Source organism: Campylobacter jejuni (assembly GCF_001457695.1).
GTDB lineage: Bacteria > Campylobacterota > Campylobacteria > Campylobacterales > Campylobacteraceae > Campylobacter_D > Campylobacter_D jejuni.
Map to the genome: position 1 here is coordinate 835,781 of NZ_LN831025.1, position 18,502 is coordinate 854,282.

23 protein-coding genes are annotated in these 18,502 nt (G+C 29.9%); 11 read left to right on the forward strand and 12 right to left on the reverse strand.

What is annotated here, in order from left to right; translation table 11 throughout:
• Positions 1-143 precede the first annotated feature (143 nt).
• The 4 genes from AT682_RS04305 (at position 144) to AT682_RS04320 (ending at position 2,132) form a co-directional block, all read left to right on the forward strand.
• Positions 144-614 carry a hypothetical protein gene (locus AT682_RS04305; RefSeq protein WP_002867455.1) on the forward strand — a complete coding sequence of 157 codons (471 nt, stop codon included), beginning with the start codon at positions 144-146 and terminating at the stop codon, positions 612-614.
• 85 nt (positions 615-699) lie between these two features.
• Complete coding sequence (locus AT682_RS04310) at positions 700-1,119, forward strand: copper chaperone PCu(A)C (RefSeq protein WP_002856967.1); 420 nt, start codon at positions 700-702, stop codon at positions 1,117-1,119.
• A 3-nt stretch (positions 1,120-1,122) separates the two neighbouring features.
• Positions 1,123-1,575 carry a hypothetical protein gene (locus tag AT682_RS04315; protein WP_002882819.1) on the forward strand — a complete coding sequence of 151 codons (453 nt, stop codon included), beginning with the start codon at positions 1,123-1,125 and terminating at the stop codon, positions 1,573-1,575.
• Entirely contained in the window at positions 1,572-2,132 is a 561-nt protein-coding gene (locus tag AT682_RS04320; RefSeq protein ID WP_002882820.1) for an SCO family protein, read from the forward strand. Before AT682_RS04315 ends, AT682_RS04320 begins: the two co-directional genes overlap by 4 nt.
• A 6-nt stretch (positions 2,133-2,138) precedes the next feature.
• Here AT682_RS04320 and cysM read toward each other — a convergent pair whose 3' ends face one another.
• The 3 genes from cysM to ciaB all read right to left on the reverse strand — a co-directional run bounded on the left by cysM (position 2,139) and on the right by ciaB (position 5,395).
• Positions 2,139-3,038 carry a cysteine synthase B gene (cysM, locus tag AT682_RS04325; RefSeq protein WP_002882821.1) on the reverse strand — a complete coding sequence of 300 codons (900 nt, stop codon included), beginning with the start codon at positions 3,036-3,038 and terminating at the stop codon, positions 2,139-2,141.
• A gap of 126 nt (positions 3,039-3,164) precedes the next feature.
• Positions 3,165-3,461 (reverse strand): HU family DNA-binding protein, encoded by a 297-nt coding sequence (hupB, locus tag AT682_RS04330; RefSeq protein ID WP_002859562.1) that lies wholly within the window; start codon positions 3,459-3,461, stop codon positions 3,165-3,167.
• 101 nt (positions 3,462-3,562) lie between these two features.
• Complete coding sequence (gene ciaB, locus AT682_RS04335) at positions 3,563-5,395, reverse strand: invasion protein CiaB (protein WP_002882825.1); 1,833 nt, start codon at positions 5,393-5,395, stop codon at positions 3,563-3,565.
• A gap of 61 nt (positions 5,396-5,456) precedes the next feature.
• Here ciaB and AT682_RS04340 point away from each other — a divergent pair, with 61 nt between their 5' ends.
• Positions 5,457-5,870, forward strand: a complete 414-nt coding sequence (locus AT682_RS04340; protein WP_002853544.1) for an acyl-CoA thioesterase — start codon at positions 5,457-5,459, stop codon at positions 5,868-5,870.
• Positions 5,871-5,909: 39 nt separating this feature from the next.
• Here the strand turns inward: AT682_RS04340 and kcuS are convergent, their stop codons facing one another.
• The 9 genes from kcuS to cheB' form a co-directional block, all read right to left on the reverse strand.
• The gene (kcuS, locus tag AT682_RS04345; protein WP_002867452.1) at positions 5,910-6,107 is read right to left on the reverse strand and encodes a KCU-star family selenoprotein; all 198 of its coding nucleotides are present in this window, start codon (positions 6,105-6,107) and stop codon (positions 5,910-5,912) included.
• Positions 6,088-8,199 (reverse strand): carbon starvation CstA family protein, encoded by a 2,112-nt coding sequence (gene cstA / locus AT682_RS04350; protein WP_002882826.1) that lies wholly within the window; start codon positions 8,197-8,199, stop codon positions 6,088-6,090. Before cstA ends, kcuS begins: the two co-directional genes overlap by 20 nt.
• A 167-nt stretch (positions 8,200-8,366) precedes the next feature.
• Positions 8,367-9,296: a ribose-phosphate pyrophosphokinase gene (gene prsA, locus AT682_RS04355; RefSeq protein ID WP_002856539.1), complete on the reverse strand. Its 930-nt coding sequence runs from the start codon at positions 9,294-9,296 to the stop codon at positions 8,367-8,369.
• 107 nt (positions 9,297-9,403) lie between these two features.
• Positions 9,404-10,063 (reverse strand): amino acid ABC transporter permease, encoded by a 660-nt coding sequence (locus AT682_RS04360; protein WP_002853290.1) that lies wholly within the window; start codon positions 10,061-10,063, stop codon positions 9,404-9,406.
• A 10-nt stretch (positions 10,064-10,073) separates the two neighbouring features.
• Complete coding sequence (locus tag AT682_RS04365) at positions 10,074-10,826, reverse strand: amino acid ABC transporter permease (protein ID WP_002853332.1); 753 nt, start codon at positions 10,824-10,826, stop codon at positions 10,074-10,076.
• Position 10,827: 1 nt separating this feature from the next.
• Complete coding sequence (peb1A, locus tag AT682_RS04370) at positions 10,828-11,607, reverse strand: bifunctional adhesin/ABC transporter aspartate/glutamate-binding protein PEB1a (RefSeq protein ID WP_002865903.1); 780 nt, start codon at positions 11,605-11,607, stop codon at positions 10,828-10,830.
• Between the two features lie 21 nt (positions 11,608-11,628).
• On the reverse strand, positions 11,629-12,357 hold the full coding sequence (gene pebC / locus AT682_RS04375; protein ID WP_002865902.1) for an amino acid ABC transporter ATP-binding protein: 729 nt from the start codon (positions 12,355-12,357) through the stop codon (positions 11,629-11,631).
• Positions 12,358-12,493: 136 nt separating this feature from the next.
• Positions 12,494-13,282, reverse strand: coding sequence for a CheR family methyltransferase (gene cheR / locus AT682_RS04380; RefSeq protein WP_002865901.1), 789 nt, complete (start codon positions 13,280-13,282; stop codon positions 12,494-12,496).
• Positions 13,283-13,297: 15 nt separating this feature from the next.
• Positions 13,298-13,852: a CheB methylesterase domain-containing protein gene (cheB', locus tag AT682_RS04385; protein WP_002853972.1), complete on the reverse strand. Its 555-nt coding sequence runs from the start codon at positions 13,850-13,852 to the stop codon at positions 13,298-13,300.
• Positions 13,853-14,017: 165 nt separating this feature from the next.
• On the opposite strand from cheB', the gene rpiB reads away from it, so the two are divergent.
• The 6 genes from rpiB to ychF are packed head-to-tail and all read left to right on the forward strand — an operon-like array spanning position 14,018 to position 18,495.
• Complete coding sequence (rpiB, locus tag AT682_RS04390; protein WP_002853618.1) at positions 14,018-14,455, forward strand: ribose 5-phosphate isomerase B; 438 nt, start codon at positions 14,018-14,020, stop codon at positions 14,453-14,455.
• Positions 14,455-14,787 (forward strand): membrane protein, encoded by a 333-nt coding sequence (locus AT682_RS04395; protein ID WP_002853247.1) that lies wholly within the window; start codon positions 14,455-14,457, stop codon positions 14,785-14,787. Before rpiB ends, AT682_RS04395 begins: the two co-directional genes overlap by 1 nt.
• Positions 14,784-15,332 carry an adenine phosphoribosyltransferase gene (gene apt / locus AT682_RS04400; protein WP_002882505.1) on the forward strand — a complete coding sequence of 183 codons (549 nt, stop codon included), beginning with the start codon at positions 14,784-14,786 and terminating at the stop codon, positions 15,330-15,332. Before AT682_RS04395 ends, apt begins: the two co-directional genes overlap by 4 nt.
• Positions 15,333-15,350: 18 nt before the next feature.
• Positions 15,351-15,947, forward strand: coding sequence for a DedA family protein (locus AT682_RS04405; protein ID WP_002882504.1), 597 nt, complete (start codon positions 15,351-15,353; stop codon positions 15,945-15,947).
• The gene (locus AT682_RS04410) at positions 15,944-17,395 is read left to right on the forward strand and encodes a leucyl aminopeptidase (RefSeq protein WP_002882503.1); all 1,452 of its coding nucleotides are present in this window, start codon (positions 15,944-15,946) and stop codon (positions 17,393-17,395) included. The genes AT682_RS04405 and AT682_RS04410 overlap by 4 nt, the downstream gene beginning before the upstream one ends.
• Positions 17,392-18,495, forward strand: coding sequence for a redox-regulated ATPase YchF (gene ychF / locus AT682_RS04415; protein ID WP_002854108.1), 1,104 nt, complete (start codon positions 17,392-17,394; stop codon positions 18,493-18,495). Before AT682_RS04410 ends, ychF begins: the two co-directional genes overlap by 4 nt.
• Positions 18,496-18,502: the final 7 nt, after the last annotated feature.

Here is an 18,502-nt window from a genome sequence, read left to right on the forward strand (position 1 = left end):
GGTATTTCAAAATTTTTTAAGTCAAAAATGTTTGTGATTATAATATTTTTTTTCTTAAAAAATATTAATTATATTAACATGCGGCCTTATTTATGATATAATTTTTATAAATCATAAAGGCTTGTTTTAAAAGGTTGTCTATAATGATAAGAAATTTTTTTATAGGAATGTCTTTTTTAGGCATTTTGTTTTTAGCTTTTTATGCATTATATGATAAAAAGAAAGAAAGTGTATTTAGCTTAAATACATGCCAACCTCTAACTTGTGACTTAAATTTACAAGATTGTGTTTTTTCTTTTAATAAAAAAAATATTGAAGTTTCAGCCTACCCAAAACCTATAAAAATTTTCAATAAAACTACTATAAAAATTAAAAATTTTCCTCATTATTCTAATTTAAAGATTAAAATTTATAGTTTAAATTCCTATATAGGCGATATCATTCCTAAATTTAATATAGTTAATGGTGATATTCTTATAAATTTTATAGGTAGAAGCATTACCGATGATTCTAGATTTAGGGTTGAATTTTTAAACAATAATGCTCCAACTGGTTTTTTCTTTGATTTTGATGTTACTATGCAAAAAAATTTTCAAACAGGTAACACACATTGAAAAATTTTCAAAATTTTATATTCAAATAAAAATATTTTTTGATATAATGAACAAATATTTAATATTATAAAAATAAGGATACAATATGAAAAAAATTCTTCTCTTAGGTGCTCTTTTTGCTGTAAATCTTTGGGCTGTTAATGATATAGAGGTAAAAAACGCCTTTGTAAAACAAACTCCACCTCATGCGCAAAATAGTGCTATTTTTCTTACCATTTTTAATAATACCGATAAGGATATTGCTCTAATAAGCGCCAAAAGCGATATCAGTGAAGTCAGTGAACTGCATACACATATACATAAAGATGGAAAAATGATGATGCAAAAAATTCCTGAAATTATTATAAAAGCTCATTCAAGCACAGAGCTTAAATCAGGAGGTTACCATATAATGCTTTTAAAACTAAAAAAACCTATTATTAAAGACACGAAGGTAAATTTAGATTTAAAATTTAATAATCATAAAATCATAGAGTTAAAAAATATTGATTCTAAAGAATTTTAATTAATGAAAAAAATTATTTTTATCCTAGCTTTTGCTTTTGTTATTGTTATTTTATATATTATTTTTGATTTTTATATAATAAAAGATTCTAAAAAAATAACAAAAGCTGATTTTTCTACCCCATTGACTTGCGATCTTAATGTTAAAGACTGCACATATAGTTTTAATAATAAAGAAGTCTTAATTTCCCTAAATCCCAAACCCTTACAATCTTTAGATGTTACAAATCTAAAGATTGTAAATCTAGGAAATTATAACAACTTAGGAATTAAAATTTATGGATTAAATATGTATATGGGCGAAATTAAACCTAAAATACATCGATTAAATTCAACAGACTATGAAAGTAAAATAGTTCTTGCTGCTTGCGTTTTAGATGCTATGCGTTTTAGGGTAGAATTTATGGATAATAATAAACCCATAGGGTTTTATTTTGATTTTGAGCTAAAAAAATGAAAAAAAATATTATTTTGTTTATAGTTATAGTTGCTATTATTTTAGGTGTAATATTTTTTCTTAAAAATCATCAAAATTCTTATGATTTTATCTTAAAATCAGACTTAAAAGAGGAAATCACTCTAAAAGATTTTAAAGGAGATAAGCTTATTATCTATTTTGGATACACTTATTGCCCTGATGTTTGTCCAGCAACTCTTAGTTTAGTAGGCAAAGCCTTAAAGCAAATCAATAATCCTAAGGCTCACCTTCTTTTTATTTCTTTAGATCCAAATAGAGATAATAACTTAAGTAATATAAACGAATGGTTACGATACTTTTATCCAAAAGCAGATGCTTTAATTGCAAAAGATGAAAAAACTCTTCAAAAAATAACAAAACAATATAATGTTCAATATCAAAAAATAGATCTAAATGATTCTTTTATGGGTTATTCTATAGCACATAGCAATATGCTTTATCTTATTGATGAAAAAGGTCATTTTTATAAAGAAATTAGCGATTTAAATCCACAAGAAATTTTAAGAGAACTTAGAATTTTTCTAAATTCTCAATAATTATACTTAAGCAAAAAGATCAGTTGAGAGGTATCTTTCAGCCGTATCGTTTAGCATAGTTAAAATTCTTTTATCTGGAAATTTCTTTGCTAGCATACTTGCGGCAAATACATTTGCTCCACTTGATATACCTACCATTAAACCACTTTTGGCAAGTTCTTTGGCTGTATTTATAGCATCTTCATTACTTACCGTGATCACTTCATCTATAATTTCTTTATTTAAAATAGCAGGTATAAAATTCGCGCCTATTCCTTGTATTTTATGGCTTCCCGCTTCACCTTTGCTAAGCAATGGAGAATTTAGAGGCTCGACTCCAACAATATGCACTTTTTCTAATTTTTCTTTTAGTATTTCCCCAACTCCACTAATAGTACCGCCAGTTCCAAAACCAGCTACAAAAATATCAAGTTCATTATCCAAATCTCTTAAAATTTCTAAAGCCGTATTCTTACGATGCGCGTTTTTATTTGAGATATTTTCAAATTGAGAAACCATAAAAGAATTTGGAGCATTTAATAATATTTCATTTGCTTTATCAACCGCTCCTTTCATTCCTAAATTTGCAGGAGTTAATTCTAACCTAGCACCAAAGAGTGTTATCATTTGTCTTCTTTCCAAACTCATAGATTCAGGCATTACAGCAATAAATTTAAGCCCCAAATCTGCACAAATCATAGCCAAAGAAATTCCAGTATTTCCACTAGTTGCTTCAACTATTGTAGTATCTTGATTAATTTTTTTACTATCTAAAGCATCTTTAATCATTTCAAAAGCTGCTCTATCTTTTATAGAATGACTAGGATTTAAAAATTCACATTTAGCAAAAACATTGATACCAAATTTTTTCAAATGTATAATAGGAGTATTTCCTATAAGCTCACTTACTTTTTCATGTACTTTCATAATTTTAATATCCTTTTTTGTTTAATAATGATAGTTTTATAAAAGTTTAAAAAAATAAAGTAAATAAAAGATACAAAATATCTGAATTAATTAAGAAAGAAGGCTAGAATTTATCTAGCCGAAGTTTTATTTTTTCTTTTTGCCACTTGCTTTTGCAACAGCTTCTTTAAGGTTTTTACCTACCTTAAATTTTGCAACTCTTGTAGCAGGAACTTTGATTGTTTTTCCTGTGCTTGGTACTCTAGCTTCTCTAGCAGCTCTTTCTTGAGTTGAAAAAGTACCAAAACCAATAAAACTGATGCTATCACCTTTAGCTAAAACATCAGTAATAGTAGAAATAACTGCATCAGTAGCAGTAGTAGCGTCTTTTTTTGTTAGCCCAGCTGTTTGAGCAACTAATGAAATGAAATCTGCTTTAGTCATAAAAGCTCCTTTGTTTTAATTGAAACGCCTAATTTTAGCATATTTAAAAAACAATATCAAGTAAAAAACAGCTTTTTTTAAGTTTTTTTCAAAAAACTTTATTATTTTTTCTTATATCTTTCAAATTCTCCGCTATTATCAATTTCATTGCCAATTTTCTCGTATAAATCATAATAAAATTTAACAAATTCTTTACACTTAGACATAATAGGAAGAAAAATATTATCTTCAATTTCACAAAATCTACTTAAAAACTCTTTTGCATCAAGTCTTAAAGCATAGTGTTTTGCCAATTCATGATAATTTTTTAAAGTTAGTTCTTTAAATTTTTCATAATGCCCTAAATCAAAATTTATCTTCAAATTATTATTTTCAAAAATCAATACTTCGCTTTCAAAAAGCAAGCTAAGATGAATAAGTGCTTCTGTATAATAAGGTCTAACTTCATCAACCCTTTGCCAAGAAATAAGTCCAATAGCTCTTTTTATAAGTTCATGAAAAACAGGCATTATCAAGTCATCTTGTTCATGATAAAAGAAATTTATAAGTCCACCTGTAGTAGCTTTATATTCTTCTATATTTTTAAAAAAACCATTCTGATTCATTGTTTTTTCGGTATCATTAGCAATAAAAAATATATGACCAAATTCATGGCCTATAGTTGATACTTCATAAACCCTTTTCCAAATTTTTTCCTGATAAAATAAAATATTTCTTCCAAAATCCAAAAATTCTTTATCAAAAATCTCGCTAGAAATTTTCATAAAAGGCTTTGTTTTAGCATTTTCATATACAAAATTTATAAAGGCAAATATTTTTTTGCCCGCCTTAGAACTTACAAACTCATCATTTGGAACGACTTGGGCTGAGAATAAACCTTTAAGTTCAGCACCATAAAATATCATCGGAGTGCAAATATAAAGTTGAGTTTTTTCTATATTAGATAAAACTTCTTTTTCTAATTCACAATCTTCAAGTCCTATATTTTTATAAACATGTTCAAAACTTTCCTTAATTTCATTACCAAATTTCAAAACATCAAAATCATTCTCATCTTCTATTCTTATATCCCATTCTAATGCCACCGCATGAGTATAATTATCTTCATAATATTCTAAAGGATGTCCCACTTGTAAAGGTGATTTTACTTTCATCCAAGCAAATTCAGCTTCTTGCCAAGCTTTTATAACTCTATCTTCGTCTTTTTCACAAAATGCCAATTTTAATTTTTCAAAATATTCTATATAAGCTTTTTCCTCTTCGTTGCTAGCAAATATTTTAAGCTGATCAATCATATTTTCAAAAGCAAATTCTAATTTTAAAATTTCATTCTCGAAAAATCTCGCATAAGGAACAAATTTCCATAAATTTCCTATTCTAACTAAAACACCATAGCTTCGCTCACAAATTTCTCCTTCTGGAGTTTTTTGATATAAATGATTTTTACGTAAAAATTCCATTGCATCATCTAAATTTGGAAATTGAGTAGATAAAATTTTGTTATTTTTTTCTATAATTTCTTTAGTCCAAGAAATTTCAAAAATATTCATAATTAAACCTATATTATGCACTCCTTGTATTAAGGACAGATAAAAATTATTTAAAAGTTTTTTCTCTTTTATTTCATTAATTAAATTTTGATGTTCTTTTTCATAAAACTTTCTAATCTCTTCATAGAACTTATGTTTTAACTCTATAATCTTATCTTCCTTAAAGTTGTTTTTTTTCCATTCTTGAACTAAATTTTCTTCTTTTAAATCAACCAAACGCCTAAGTATGGTTAGCATAGTTGTTGTATCTTGTTTTAACTCACTTAAAGAAATCAAAGATCTAAAATACTCGCCCACATCTTCTTTGTCTAAAAACTCATATAACGCATTATTTCTTTCTTTGTATTTTCTAACCAATTTAGCTATTTCTTTAAAATTATTCATACTTTTATTCTCCTTTTTAACTTTTTTAATTATAATTCATTTTTTAAAATAAGGAGTAAAAATGAGAGATATGGGAGAACCAAAATTAAAAATTGTAGCCATGCCAAGTGACACAAATCCAGCGGGAAATATTTTTGGCGGATGGATACTTTCACAAATCGATTTAGCAGGAGCTATCGCAGCAAGAGAACTTTCTCCTGAACGCGTTGTAACCATCTCTATGGATAAAGTAGTTTTTAAAGAACCTGTTTTTATAGGCGATATAATTTCTTGTTACTCTAAAGTTGTAAATGTGGGCAACACTTCAATCAGCGTTGAAGTAGAAGTCACAGCTCAAAGAGTGGATTCTCAAGGTTGTACTTCTTGCATTAATGTAACTTCGGCTTTAGTAACTTATGTAAGTGTTACAAGAGATGGAAAGAAAAAGCCTATTAGTGAAGAACTTAAAAGAATTCATGGCTTTTTAAATGCTTAAAGCTTATTTTGTATGATAAAACTTTATCCTTTAAGCTTATCAGCATTTATTTAAACCGCCACTATTGTATTTTTTATCTAGACATTCTTTGAAAAATTCCCCTCTGGTTTTTGGAATTTTTCCTGGATGTTTTTGTTTCATGTGTTCTAAATACTTATCATAACTAGAAAGTCCCACCAAGGGATGAAAAAACCTTTCGGCTTTTTCATAATAATATTTAAATTTTTTGAAATTCATCAATCTTAATATACTTAGTTTCTTTAAGAGGAATTTTAATTTTACCTAAACAAATTCCTATACAAGAAATTATAACAAGCAAGGTAGCTATCATAAAGAACACACAAAGAATTGCATTAAGCAAATTTCCAACTTTACTTTGAGTGGCTATTGAAATTTCTTTTTTAATTACAGAAATTTCTTTTTCATCTTTAGTATTATTTAATTTAAATTCTAAATCTTTAATTTTTTGACTTTGTATGTTAACGGCGGCTACATGACTTACCGCATTTGCTACTTTATTGCCTTCTTCATAAGGCATAATTTTTTGAATTCCTCCATACAGAGTTGCCACTAAGACAAATACCGCAGGTACTAAAGTAACCCAAGTATATCTTGCCTTGCCCATTTTTACAAGTATAGTTGTAGCAAGAAGTAAAGCCATACCCGCAAGCATTTGATTACTCACGCCAAAAAGAGGCCAAAGCGTATAAATTCCTCCCTTAGGATCAATGGCACCTTGATAAAGAAAATATCCCCAACCTGCAACACTTAAAGCCGTAGCCAAAAGTCCAGCTGGATAATTATGAATATCTCCTAAAGGTTTATAAACATTACCCAATATATCTTGCACCATAAAACGACAAGCCCTTGTCCCAGCATCCACCGCTGTTAAAATAAATAAAGCTTCAAACAATATAGCAAAATGATACCAAAAAGCCATCAAATCCACGCCGCCAAAAAGTTCATGCAAGATCAAAGCTACACCTATAGCAAAAGTCGGGGCTCCCCCTGTTCTTGAAAGTATAGTATGCTCTCCTATATTTGTGGTTAAAGTAGTAATTTCTTCAGGAGTAATACTAAATCCCCAACTTGAAATAGTTTGTGCTACATTTACAACATCTGTTCCTATCAAAGCAGAGCTTGAATTTATAGCAAAATAAAGACCTGGATGTAAAATACAAGCACAAATTAAAGCCATAATCGCCACAGCACTCTCAGCAAGCATAGAGCCATATCCAACAGCCAAAGCATGAGTTTCGTTTTCAAGCATTTTAGGAGTAGTTCCACTAGAAATCAAAGCATGAAAACCACTGATCGCACCACAAGCAATGGTAATAAATAAAAATGGAAACACTCCACCTGCAAATACTGGACCTGTTCCATCAAAATACTGAGTATTTGCTTTTGGCATTTGTAAATCAGGAGCAACCAAAACAATAGCTACAGCCATTACCACAATAACACCGATTTTCAAAAAAGTTGAAAGATAATCTCTTGGAGCAAGTAAAAACCACACAGGTAAAACAGAAGCAATAAAACCATAAGCCATCATAACAATTGCCAAAGTTGGAGCTTCTAAAGTAAATATTTTAGCCCAATAAGGATCAGCAGCTATAACGCTACCATAATGAATAGCCAAAATTAAAAGCACAAAACCTATTATAGAAGCCTCCCCTACTCTACCTGGACGGATAAAACGCATATAAATTCCCATAAATATTGCTATAGGAATAGTCATTGCGATAGTAAATAAACCCCATGGAGATTCTGCTAAAGCTTTTACAACCACCATAGCTAAAATGGCAATAATAATAAGCATAATGCCAAAAATCGCCACCATAGCAACTCCACCTGTAAATTTACCCATCTCATCCTTAATCATCTCGCCAAGACTTCTACCTTTTCTACGAGTAGATATAAAAAGAACAACAAAATCATGCACAGCACCCGCTAAAACTCCTCCTACTAAAATCCAAAGCATAGAAGGCAAATATCCCATTTGAGCAGCCAAGATAGGTCCTACTAATGGACCTGCTCCTGCAATAGCAGCAAAATGATGTCCAAATAATACAGCTTTATTTGTAGGCACAAAATCACGCCCATCATTTTCTACAAGTGCTGGTGTTGCACGATTTTTATCAAGTTCTAAAACCTTATAAGCTACAAAACGCCCATAAAATCTATATCCTATCATATAAATACATACAGCAGCAACCACCAAATAAATCGCTGATACACTTTCGCCATTTTGTAAAGCTAAATAACCAAAACAAATAGCGCCTAAAGTTGCAACAAACAACCATAAAATTTTAGCACTTAACTGAGTCATAATTTCTCCTAAGAAAATAAAATATTTTCAAAGAATAGCAGATTTATAGATTAAATTGTATAGAAAGATGTTTAGTTTTTTCACATTTTTAAAAAAATATATGTTTTTTGTTTCTTTAAGTAGCATAAAAATGAAAAGCTTAAAAATAATCTTTAAGCTTTTTTAATCTAAATAAAGAGAGAATTTACACTTTCGTTATGATAAACACGACGTATTACTTCAGCAAAAACAGGTGTAACGCTTAATACTTTAATATTTGGTAATTGCTCTTTTAAAGGTATAGTATCTGTTACCACAAGCTCATCTAAAGCTCCACTTGCTATTCTCTCATAGGCTTTTCCACTTAAAACTGCATGAGTGCAGCAAGCCATAACAGATTTTGCACCTTTTTCTTTCAAAGCTTCTGCGGCTTTAACTATAGTACCAGCAGTATCAATAATATCATCCACTAAGATAACTTCTTTATCTTTTACATCTCCAATGATATTCATTACTTCACTTTCATTGGCTTTTTCACGACGCTTATCAACTATAACTATATCAAGTCCTAAATGCTTTGCAACACTCCTAGCTCTTGCAACACCTCCTATATCTGGACTTCCTATAATAGCATTTTTAAAATGTTTGGCTTTAATGTAATCATTAAAAACTATACTTCCATAAAGATTATCTACTGGAATATCAAAAAAACCCTGAATTTGTCCTGCATGCAAATCTATCGTAGCTACGCGATCAATCCCAGCTGCTTGAATCAAATTAGCCACAAGTTTAGCAGTAATTGGCACTCTAGGATTTGCTTTTCTATCTTGTCTCGCATAGCCAAAATATGGGATAATAGCCGTAATTGAATTTGCACTTGAGCGACGCAAAGCATCTGTAAGAATTAAAAGTTCCATTAAATTATCGTTTGTAGGAGCGCAAGTACTTTGAATAATAAAAACATCCTTTCCGCGTACACTCTCATCAATTTGAACGCTAATCTCTCCATCACTAAACCGCTTTACTCCAGCATCACTTAAAGGCAGGGAGAGATATTTAGAAACTTGTCTTGCAAATTCGACATTAGCTGAGCCTGAAAAAATTTTATAACCTCGCATAAAAAACCTTAATCAATAAAATTATGAATTAATACAAAAGATTTTAATAAAAAAAATGTTAAAAACTGCTGTAAATTTAAAAAGCTTATATAAAAATATAAGCTTTTTTAAGAAATGTAAGCTGTCTTTTTGGCATAATATCTTACCAACATAGAAAGCGAAAAACATATTATAAAATAAATTCCCGCAACAACACCTATCATCGCTAAAATTTCTTCAAAACTTGTTAGTTTTGCCAATATAGTTTTTGAATTATAAGTAAGTTCAGCTATACCTAAGCCCGCTAAATAAGCTGTATCCTTTACAGTGGTTACAATTTGAGATAATAAAGCAGGTATTATTTTTCTAAAAGTTTGTGGTAAAATAATATAAAAAAGAGTAAAAAATTTACCAAAACCTTGAGAATAAGCTGCTTCAAACTGACCTTTTGGTATAGAATTTAATCCACCTCTAATAATTTCAGCCATAACCGAACTCGTATAAAGTGAAAATCCTATAGTACCCCAAAAAGCTTGAGGAAATTGTCCAAAAAATACAGGTAGAACAAAACAAGCTGCAAGCATCCATAATAATAAAGGAGTATTTCTAAAAATATCTATATAGCAAGCTGCTAAAAATTTACTTAATCTATCCCCATAATTTTTAGTTATAGCTAAAAAAGTTCCAAAAACAATCGAAATAATACAAGTTGCTAAGGCTATTTTTAATGTCAGAAATAAACCTTGCATTAAAAATTCAATATTTTGTGCATTAAAAACATTTTCCATTAACAACCCTTTATCTCGTTAAATGTGCTTTTTTTAATTTATTTTCATAAGCCTTTGCAAAATAAGCCAAAGGATAACAAATTATAAAATATAAAACCGCTGCAAATATATAAGCTGGCGCATAATTTCCATAATCAGCTGCATAGCTATCAGCAGAATGCATTAACTCAGCTCCACCTACAATAAGCAATACAGAGGTATTTTTGATTAAATTTACCATTTGATTTGTCATCGGTGGTAAAATAATTCTAATGGTTTGAGGTACTATAATATAACGCATTTGTTGAATATAAGTAAACCCTTGAGAAGCAGAAGCTTCAAACTGACCTCTTGGCACAGCCAAAATTCCACTTCTAACCACCTCGCTTACATAAGCTCCGTGATAAGCTCCAACACCCAATACACCAATAGTAAATATATCAAGTCTTATACCTAAAACAGGCAAGGCATAAAACAAAAAGAAAATTTGTATTACCAAAGGAACATTTTGAAAAAGCTCTACGTAAATTCTAGTGTAGGCTCTGATAATTTTAAATCTACTTGTAGCCATAACTCCGCCTATAGTTCCAAAAATTGTAGCTATAAGCAAAGCAAGAATGCTTACTTCTAAAGTATAAATAAAACCATTAATAAAAGCATCTTTATTATCCAAAGCATCTAAAAATTTCCATACCGCAAAAGGGCTTATACTATTTTCATCATATAAACCCCAAGAAGTAAGAATTTGTCTTAAATGTTCAACAAAACCTACACTTTCATTCATATTATAAACCCCATTTTTTCGCTAAAGCATCAATTTCATTTTTATGTTCTTTTACAAAATCATCAACATATTTTGCAAAAGCTGGATCATCTTTTTTGGTTACAATACCATAACTTTGTGGTTCAAAACTATCTGGCAAAATTTCACTTTTATCATCCACATAGCCTAACAATATTGATTTGTCTACAGAAAACGCATCAACTCTTTTAGCATCTAAAGCAGCTTTTATACTTGGATAATCAGGAAATTCACTAAATTTAACATCAATGCCAATTTTTTTAGCAGCTTCACCTATAGCTTTTTTTGTAGTTGCAGCTTGAGCCACTCCAATATTTGCACCTTTCATATCAGCTAAAGATTTATAATTTTTTTCTTTTAAGACTAAAAGCCCTATAGCATCTTGATAATAAGGCTCTGAGAAATTATAAATTCTTTTTCTCTCTGGAGTAATAGTAAAAGTTGCTATCACTGCATCTACACTACCATTATCAAGCAAAGGGCCTCTTGTTTTAGCATTAACTGCAACTAGTTTTATTTTTTTATCATCACCCAATATACTTTTAGCTAGCAATTTGGCAACATCTACTTCGAAACCTTTAATTTCACCTGTTGCTTGATCAAGTAAAGCATAATGCGGAACATCATTTTTAACACCAACTATTAATTGTCCTTTAGATTTAATAGACTCAAGTTTACCTTCTGCTGCATTAGCATTGCTAAATGCAACACAAGCACCTAGAGCAAAAACTGCCAACTTTAACAAAGATTTTCTAAAAACCATTTTTTCTCCTTTCAATTTTGGTTAATTTTTAAGAATTTTCCCTAAAAAGAGTCGCGCTCTTTCAGTTTTTGGATTTGAGAAAAATTCACTAGGAATATTTTCTTCCACAATAGCACCATCTTCCATAAAAATAATCCTATCTGCTACTTCTTTTGCAAAACCCATTTCGTGTGTAACAACCACCATGGTAGTATTGCTTTGATGTGAAATTTCTTTCATTACATCTAAAACCTCTTGTATGGTTTCTGGATCAAGGGCTGAAGTAGGTTCATCAAATAAAATATAGGGTTTTTTAGTACAAAGTGATCTTGCTATAGCAACGCGTTGTTGTTGTCCGCCTGAAAGGGTTGCTGGATAAACATTTGCTTTATCCACTAAACCTACGACTTTTAAATACTTAAAAGCTGTTTCTTCAGCTTCTTTTTTAGATTTTTTTTGAAGTTTCATTGGAGCTAAGGTCAAATTTTGCAAAACCGTCATATGTGGATATAAATTAAAATGCTGAAAAACCATTGCACAATATTTTCGGCAAATTTCAATTTTATTTTTATGATTTAAAACAAGATTGTTAACTACGACCTCTCCTGAACTAACTTCTTCAAGCCCATTCATGCAACGGATAGTTGTACTTTTTCCACTTCCACTTGGACCTATAATAACAAGCTTCTCACCTTCTTTAACAGAAAGATTAATATTCTTTAGAACATGATGAGTTCCGTAGTATTTGTTTACATTTTTTAATTCAATCAAGTTTTTTCCTTATATTTTTAACTAAATATAAAATTAATTAAAATTATTTTATCATTAAATAAAGAAAACTACTTCAAAATGTAACTTATTTTTACTAATAAATTTCCAAAGTGTAACTTTTAGTAATTTTTAGAATTTATACTTTTTCATAGTAAACACCTCTTGGAGAGAAAATCTTTTTAAAATAAATAGTCTCTGGAATTAAATCAGCATTGCCAACATAAAGCCTTCCTTTATCATTTAAAATTCTATGAAATCTCTCCATAAGTTTTAGTTTTGATTCATGATCAAAATAAATAATCATATTTCTAGAAGCTATAATATCAAATTTTCCCAATCTTGAAAATTTTTCTTCAAAAACATTGCAAAGTTCAAATTTACAAGTACAAAGCTCATTTTTATTAATAGTATAAAATTTATCTTCGCTTTCTAAAAAAAACCTTCTTTTTTCACTCTCGCTCAATCGCTGTAAAGTTCTTCCTTGATATTTTCCAAGTTTTGCTTTTTCAATCACGCTTGAATTAATATCAATGCCTAAAATATACATATCTTTAATAAAATTCTGTGCAGCCAATAATGCCAAAGAATATACTTCTTCTCCACTTGAACAAGGGGCGCTTAGGATATTTACTCTCTTTTCTAAGCTTTTGGCATAATAAATTATTTCTTTCAATTGAGCCAATTCTCTTAAAAAATAAGTTTCACCTATGGTTACAAAATCTAAAGTTTCTTGTTTAAGTTGTCTATTGCTTTTTAATTTTCCCAAAAATTCGGAAAAATTTTTAGTATTAGTTCCTTCAAGAAATTTATTCAACTTTAAAGCTAGTATATTTTTTTTATCGGTTAAATCAATACCGCTCATTTCGTTGATAATTTTTATAAATTCATTAAGTTCTAATTCGCTAGGAGTTATTTTTTTTTCCATGCAATTTTCCTTTTATTAATCCTGATCAATAAAATTTACAATTTCTTTTTTAATTTCTTTTAAGCTCATAGGTTTTAAATGCGGATTCATATCTTTTGCTCTTTTTGGCATACCATAAACGACGCTATCTGCTTTATTCTCGCATAAACATCTAACTCCTATTTTATAAAGCTCAAATAAACCTTTTGCGCCATCATCTCCCATGCCCGTTAAAATAATAGCAAGTATTTTATTTGTTTTTGCCAAAGAAACAGCAGAATGAAAAAGTAAATCTACACTCGGTTTAAAGCTTGAAGCCACATCTTGCCAAGCGGCTACAATATTTAAATTTCCAGATAAAATAGTATTTTTAGGGCAAATATAAATTTTATTGCTTAATATCTCTTTATCGTTTAATAAACACACTTCATTAAAAGCTTCTTTATTAAATTGCCCCACAAAAGATGGAATAAAACTGGCACTCATGTGCTGAGCTATAACTACACAAGCATTTTTTATATCAATATCCTTTAAAAGAAATTTAAGCTGATTAGGACCACCTGTTGAAGATCCTATGAGTATGAGCTTCATTTTCTTCTCCTCTTAATTTATTGAAATTTTATTTTTCTTGTCACTTAATTCTAACATATATAAAGAAAAATAAAACTTATTTTTAAAAAAAGAAAAGCTGTTTTTATGATTTAATATGATAAGATTAGGTTTTTATCTTATTTTATATAGTAATTTAGGAAACCAATGCTTAGGGAAAAAATTTATATTGCTAGTGATCATGCTGGTTTTGAATTAAAAGAAAAAATTTGCGTATTTTTAAAAGAAAAAAATATAATTTTTAACGATTTAGGAACAAACACTTGCACAAGCTGCGATTATCCTGATTATGCACATTTACTTGCCGAAAAAATAGACGAACGAAGCTTTGGCATTCTTATTTGTGGAAGTGGAATTGGAATTTCTATTGCAGCAAATCGTCATAAAAACATTCGTTGTGCATTATGCCATGAAAGCTTAAGTGCAGAACTTGCAAGAAGGCATAATGATGCCAATGTTTTGGCATTAGGCGGAAGATTAATCGGGGTTGAATTAGCTATAGATATTATAGAAAAATTCATTCAAACTCCTTTTGAAGAAGGGAGACATATGCAAAGAATTCAAAAAATTGAGGTAAAAATATAATGTTTACAAACTGGCTTGTTTTAACTATATTGATTTGTGCAACTATCTATCTTATTGTAATGTTGTTTTACTATAAAACTCTACTTAATAAAGAAAAAACATCAAAAGATTTTATCAAAAACAATCTTGATGATACTGAGATTGTCATTAGAAAACTACAAATTCAACTTCAAAGAAGTCTTGGAAATATAGATATACTCACAGAAGAACTTAATAAAATCAAAGCAGACCTTACATCTTTAAGAACTAGAAATTCTCAATATCGTTTAGAAAATGACAAACTAAGACAAAGAATTAAAGAATTAGAAGCAAAAATCGAGGCATTATTATGATAAAACTAACACAAGAAGAACAAAAATACCTGCTTGATAGCATTAGAATTATTCCTGATTTTCCAAAAAAAGGAATTATTTTTAGAGATATTACCACTCTACTAAATAACAAAGAGGCTTTAAATTTTCTACTTAAACATTTAAAAGAACGCTACAAAGATTACAATCTAGACTTCATAGCAGGAACAGAAAGCAGAGGATTTATCTTTGCATCTATGATTTGTGCAAAACTTAATCTTCCTTTTGTGCCTATTAGAAAACCTGGAAAACTCCCTTTTGAAACCTTTAGCTGCGAATACGATCTTGAATATGGCAGCGATAAAGTAGAACTTCATAAAGATGCATTTAAAAATATTCAAAATGCAAGAGTTTTACTTGTAGATGATTTAATAGCAACTGGCGGAACAGCTATAGCTTCATATGAACTCATTCAAAAAGCTGGAGCAAAATGTGTTGAAGCTTGTTTTTTAATGAATCTTAAAGATTTAAATGGAGCACATAAACTTGAAAAACTTACTTCAGTTTATAGTGTTTTAGAAATTTAAAACTATAGAAAGGTACAAATGGAAGAATTTTTAAAAAATTTACTTTACCAATACAAAGATCTAGCTTATATTATTATTTTTTTATGGTGTATTTTAGAAGGAGAGTTAGCTTTAATTTTAGCAGGTATTTTTGCCCATCAAGGACATGTAAATTTAGGCTTTGTTATATTTATAGCAGGTCTTGGCGGTTTTGTAGGCGATCAAATTTATTTTTATATAGGAAGATATAATAAACGCTACATACAAAAAAAATTAAAAACTCAAAGGCGTAAATTTGCAGTAGCACACCTACTTTTACAACGTTTTGGTTGGCCTATTATTTTTATACAACGCTATATGTATGGCTTTAGAACTATTATACCTATGAGTATAGGAATCACGCGTTATAGTGCAAAAAAATTTGCTATTATCAATCTTTTTAGTGCTTGGGTTTGGGCATCAATCACTATACTTTTAGCTTGGTATTTTGGAGAACAAATTTGGAAGATGGTGACTTGGGCTGAAGAACATTGGTATTATGCAGCCATTATTATTATAGCTTTTTTATCCCTTTTATTATTTGGTTTTAAACAAATGGAAAAAGCTATACTTAAAAATAAAAGGAAAAAATCATGAAATTTGAATTAAACGATAAAAAACTAGATGCTATAAAAGCAGACTTTGAACTTGTTTTTATACAGGATAAAAATTTAAAAATTTTTAACAAAGAAAAAGATTTTTTTAAACTTAATAATTACAAAGGCGAAGGTGTATTATTAGACTTAAACAATAAAAAGCTTTATTTAGAGCTTAAAAGTCTTGCTTATGAGGATATAAGATTAAGTCTTTACACAGCATATAAAACTCTTGAAAAGCTTAATATTAAAAGCGTAAAACTTCCTAGCATAATAGGAGATTGTGTAGTTAGAAGTTTTGCATCTTTAGTTGAAGGCGTACTTTTTGGAGCTTATAAATTTGACAAATATAAAAGCGAGAAAAAAACAAGAACTTTAGAAAGATTTATTATTTCAAGTGGAGAATTAAATGGTAAGAAATTTAATAAAGATGAAGCTAAGATAGGTTTAGAGCGTGGAGAAATTTTAGCCAATGCTACAAATTTTACCAAAAATATAGTCAATGAAATTCCTGAAATTTACACCCCTTTAAAAATGGCAGAAGATGCACAAAATTTAGCTAAAGAAAATAAAAACATCACTTGTAAAATTTATGATGAAAAATTTTTAGCCAAAGAAAAAATGAATGCCTTTTTAGCGGTAAATCGTGCCTCGGTACACCCACCACGCCTCATTCATCTAAGCTATAAAGCCAAAAATGCAAAAAAACGTGTTGTATTTGTTGGAAAAGGCTTAACTTACGATAGCGGTGGATTAAGCATAAAACCAGCTGATTTTATGCTTACAATGAAAGCTGATAAAAGCGGTGCAGCAGCAGCAATGGGAATCATAAAAGCCGTAGCTGAACTTGCTTTAGATTTAGAAGTACATTGCATTTTAGGTGCAACTGAAAATATGATAGGCGGCAATGCTTATAAGCCTGATGATGTGTTAATCAGTCGTGAAGGTGTAAGCATAGAGGTAAGAAATACAGATGCAGAAGGACGCTTGGTTTTAGCTGATTGTCTTTCTTTTGCACAGGATTTAAAACCTGATTTACTTATCGATATGGCAACTCTTACTGGAGCTTGTATTGTAGGACTTGGAGAATTTACAAGTGCTATTATGGGAAATAATGAGGAATTGCAAAATGATTTTTATCTAAGCTCTAAAAAAAGCGGAGAATATACCACAATCTTACATTTCAACCCTCACTTAAGAGAACTTATAAAATCAAATATTGCCGATGTTAGTAATACTGCCTCTAGTCGCTACGGAGGTGCAATTACCGCAGGGTTATTTTTAGATAAATTTATTCGTAAAGAATATAAAGATAAATGGCTACATCTTGACATAGCAGGACCTGCTTATACAGAAAAATCTTGGGGATATTCTAGTTTTGGCGCAGGTGGAGCTGGAGTTAGAATGTGTGTTAATTATTTAATTCAAATTTTAAGGAAAGCTAAATGAGTTTAAGCGTAGGTATAGTAGGACTTCCAAATGTTGGGAAATCAACAACTTTTAATGCTTTAACTAAAGCACAAAATGCGCAAAGCGCAAACTATCCTTTTTGCACTATAGAGCCTAATAAAGCCATGGTTGAAGTTCCTGATTTAAGACTTAATGAACTTGCCAAAATCGTAAAACCTGAAAGAATTATGCATTCTTTAATAGAATTTGTAGATATCGCTGGACTTGTTAAAGGTGCAAGTAAAGGTGAAGGCTTGGGAAATAAATTTCTTTCAAATATACGTGAAACTGAGGTTATTTTACATATAGTACGTTGTTTTGATGAAGAAAATATCACCCATGTTGAAGGTGGAGTTGATCCTTTACGTGATGTAGAAATTATCAATACAGAGCTTATTTTAGCAGATATTGAACAACTTAGTAAAAAAATAGAAAAACTCACCAAAGAGGCCAAAGCCAATCAAAAGGGTGCTAAAGAAAGTCTCGAACTTGCAAATTCCTTACTTGATCATTTAAACAAAGGCCTAGCTGCAAGCTCTTATCCTGAAAAGGAAAGTGAAATTTATCAAGCCTTAATCAAAGAATTAAGACTACTTTCTGCTAAAGAAGTGATTTATGGTGCAAATGTTGATGAAAATGGTATTAGTGAAGATAATGATTATGTAAAAGCCTTAAAAGAATACGCTAAAAAAAATGATCATGAAGTTATCAAGCTTTGTGCAAAAATTGAAGAAGAATTAGTAGGATTAAGCGATGAAGAAAGTCATGAATTTTTAAGCTCTCTAGGAGTTAACGAAAGCGGCCTTGATCAAATCATACGCACTGCTTTTGCTAAGCTTGGACTGATTAGCTATTTTACCGCTGGTGTAGTTGAAGTGCGTTCTTGGACAATCAAAAAAGGCTGGAAAGCACCAAAAGCAGCAAGCGTGATTCATAATGACTTTGAAAAAGGCTTTATAAAAGCTGAAGTTATTTCCTATGAAGACTATATCCAATACAAAGGCGAAAATGGCACCAAAGAAGCAGGAAAGCTACGCCTTGAAGGAAAAGACTATATCGTTTTAGACGGCGATGTAATGCACTTTAGATTCAATGTTTAGGCAAAAT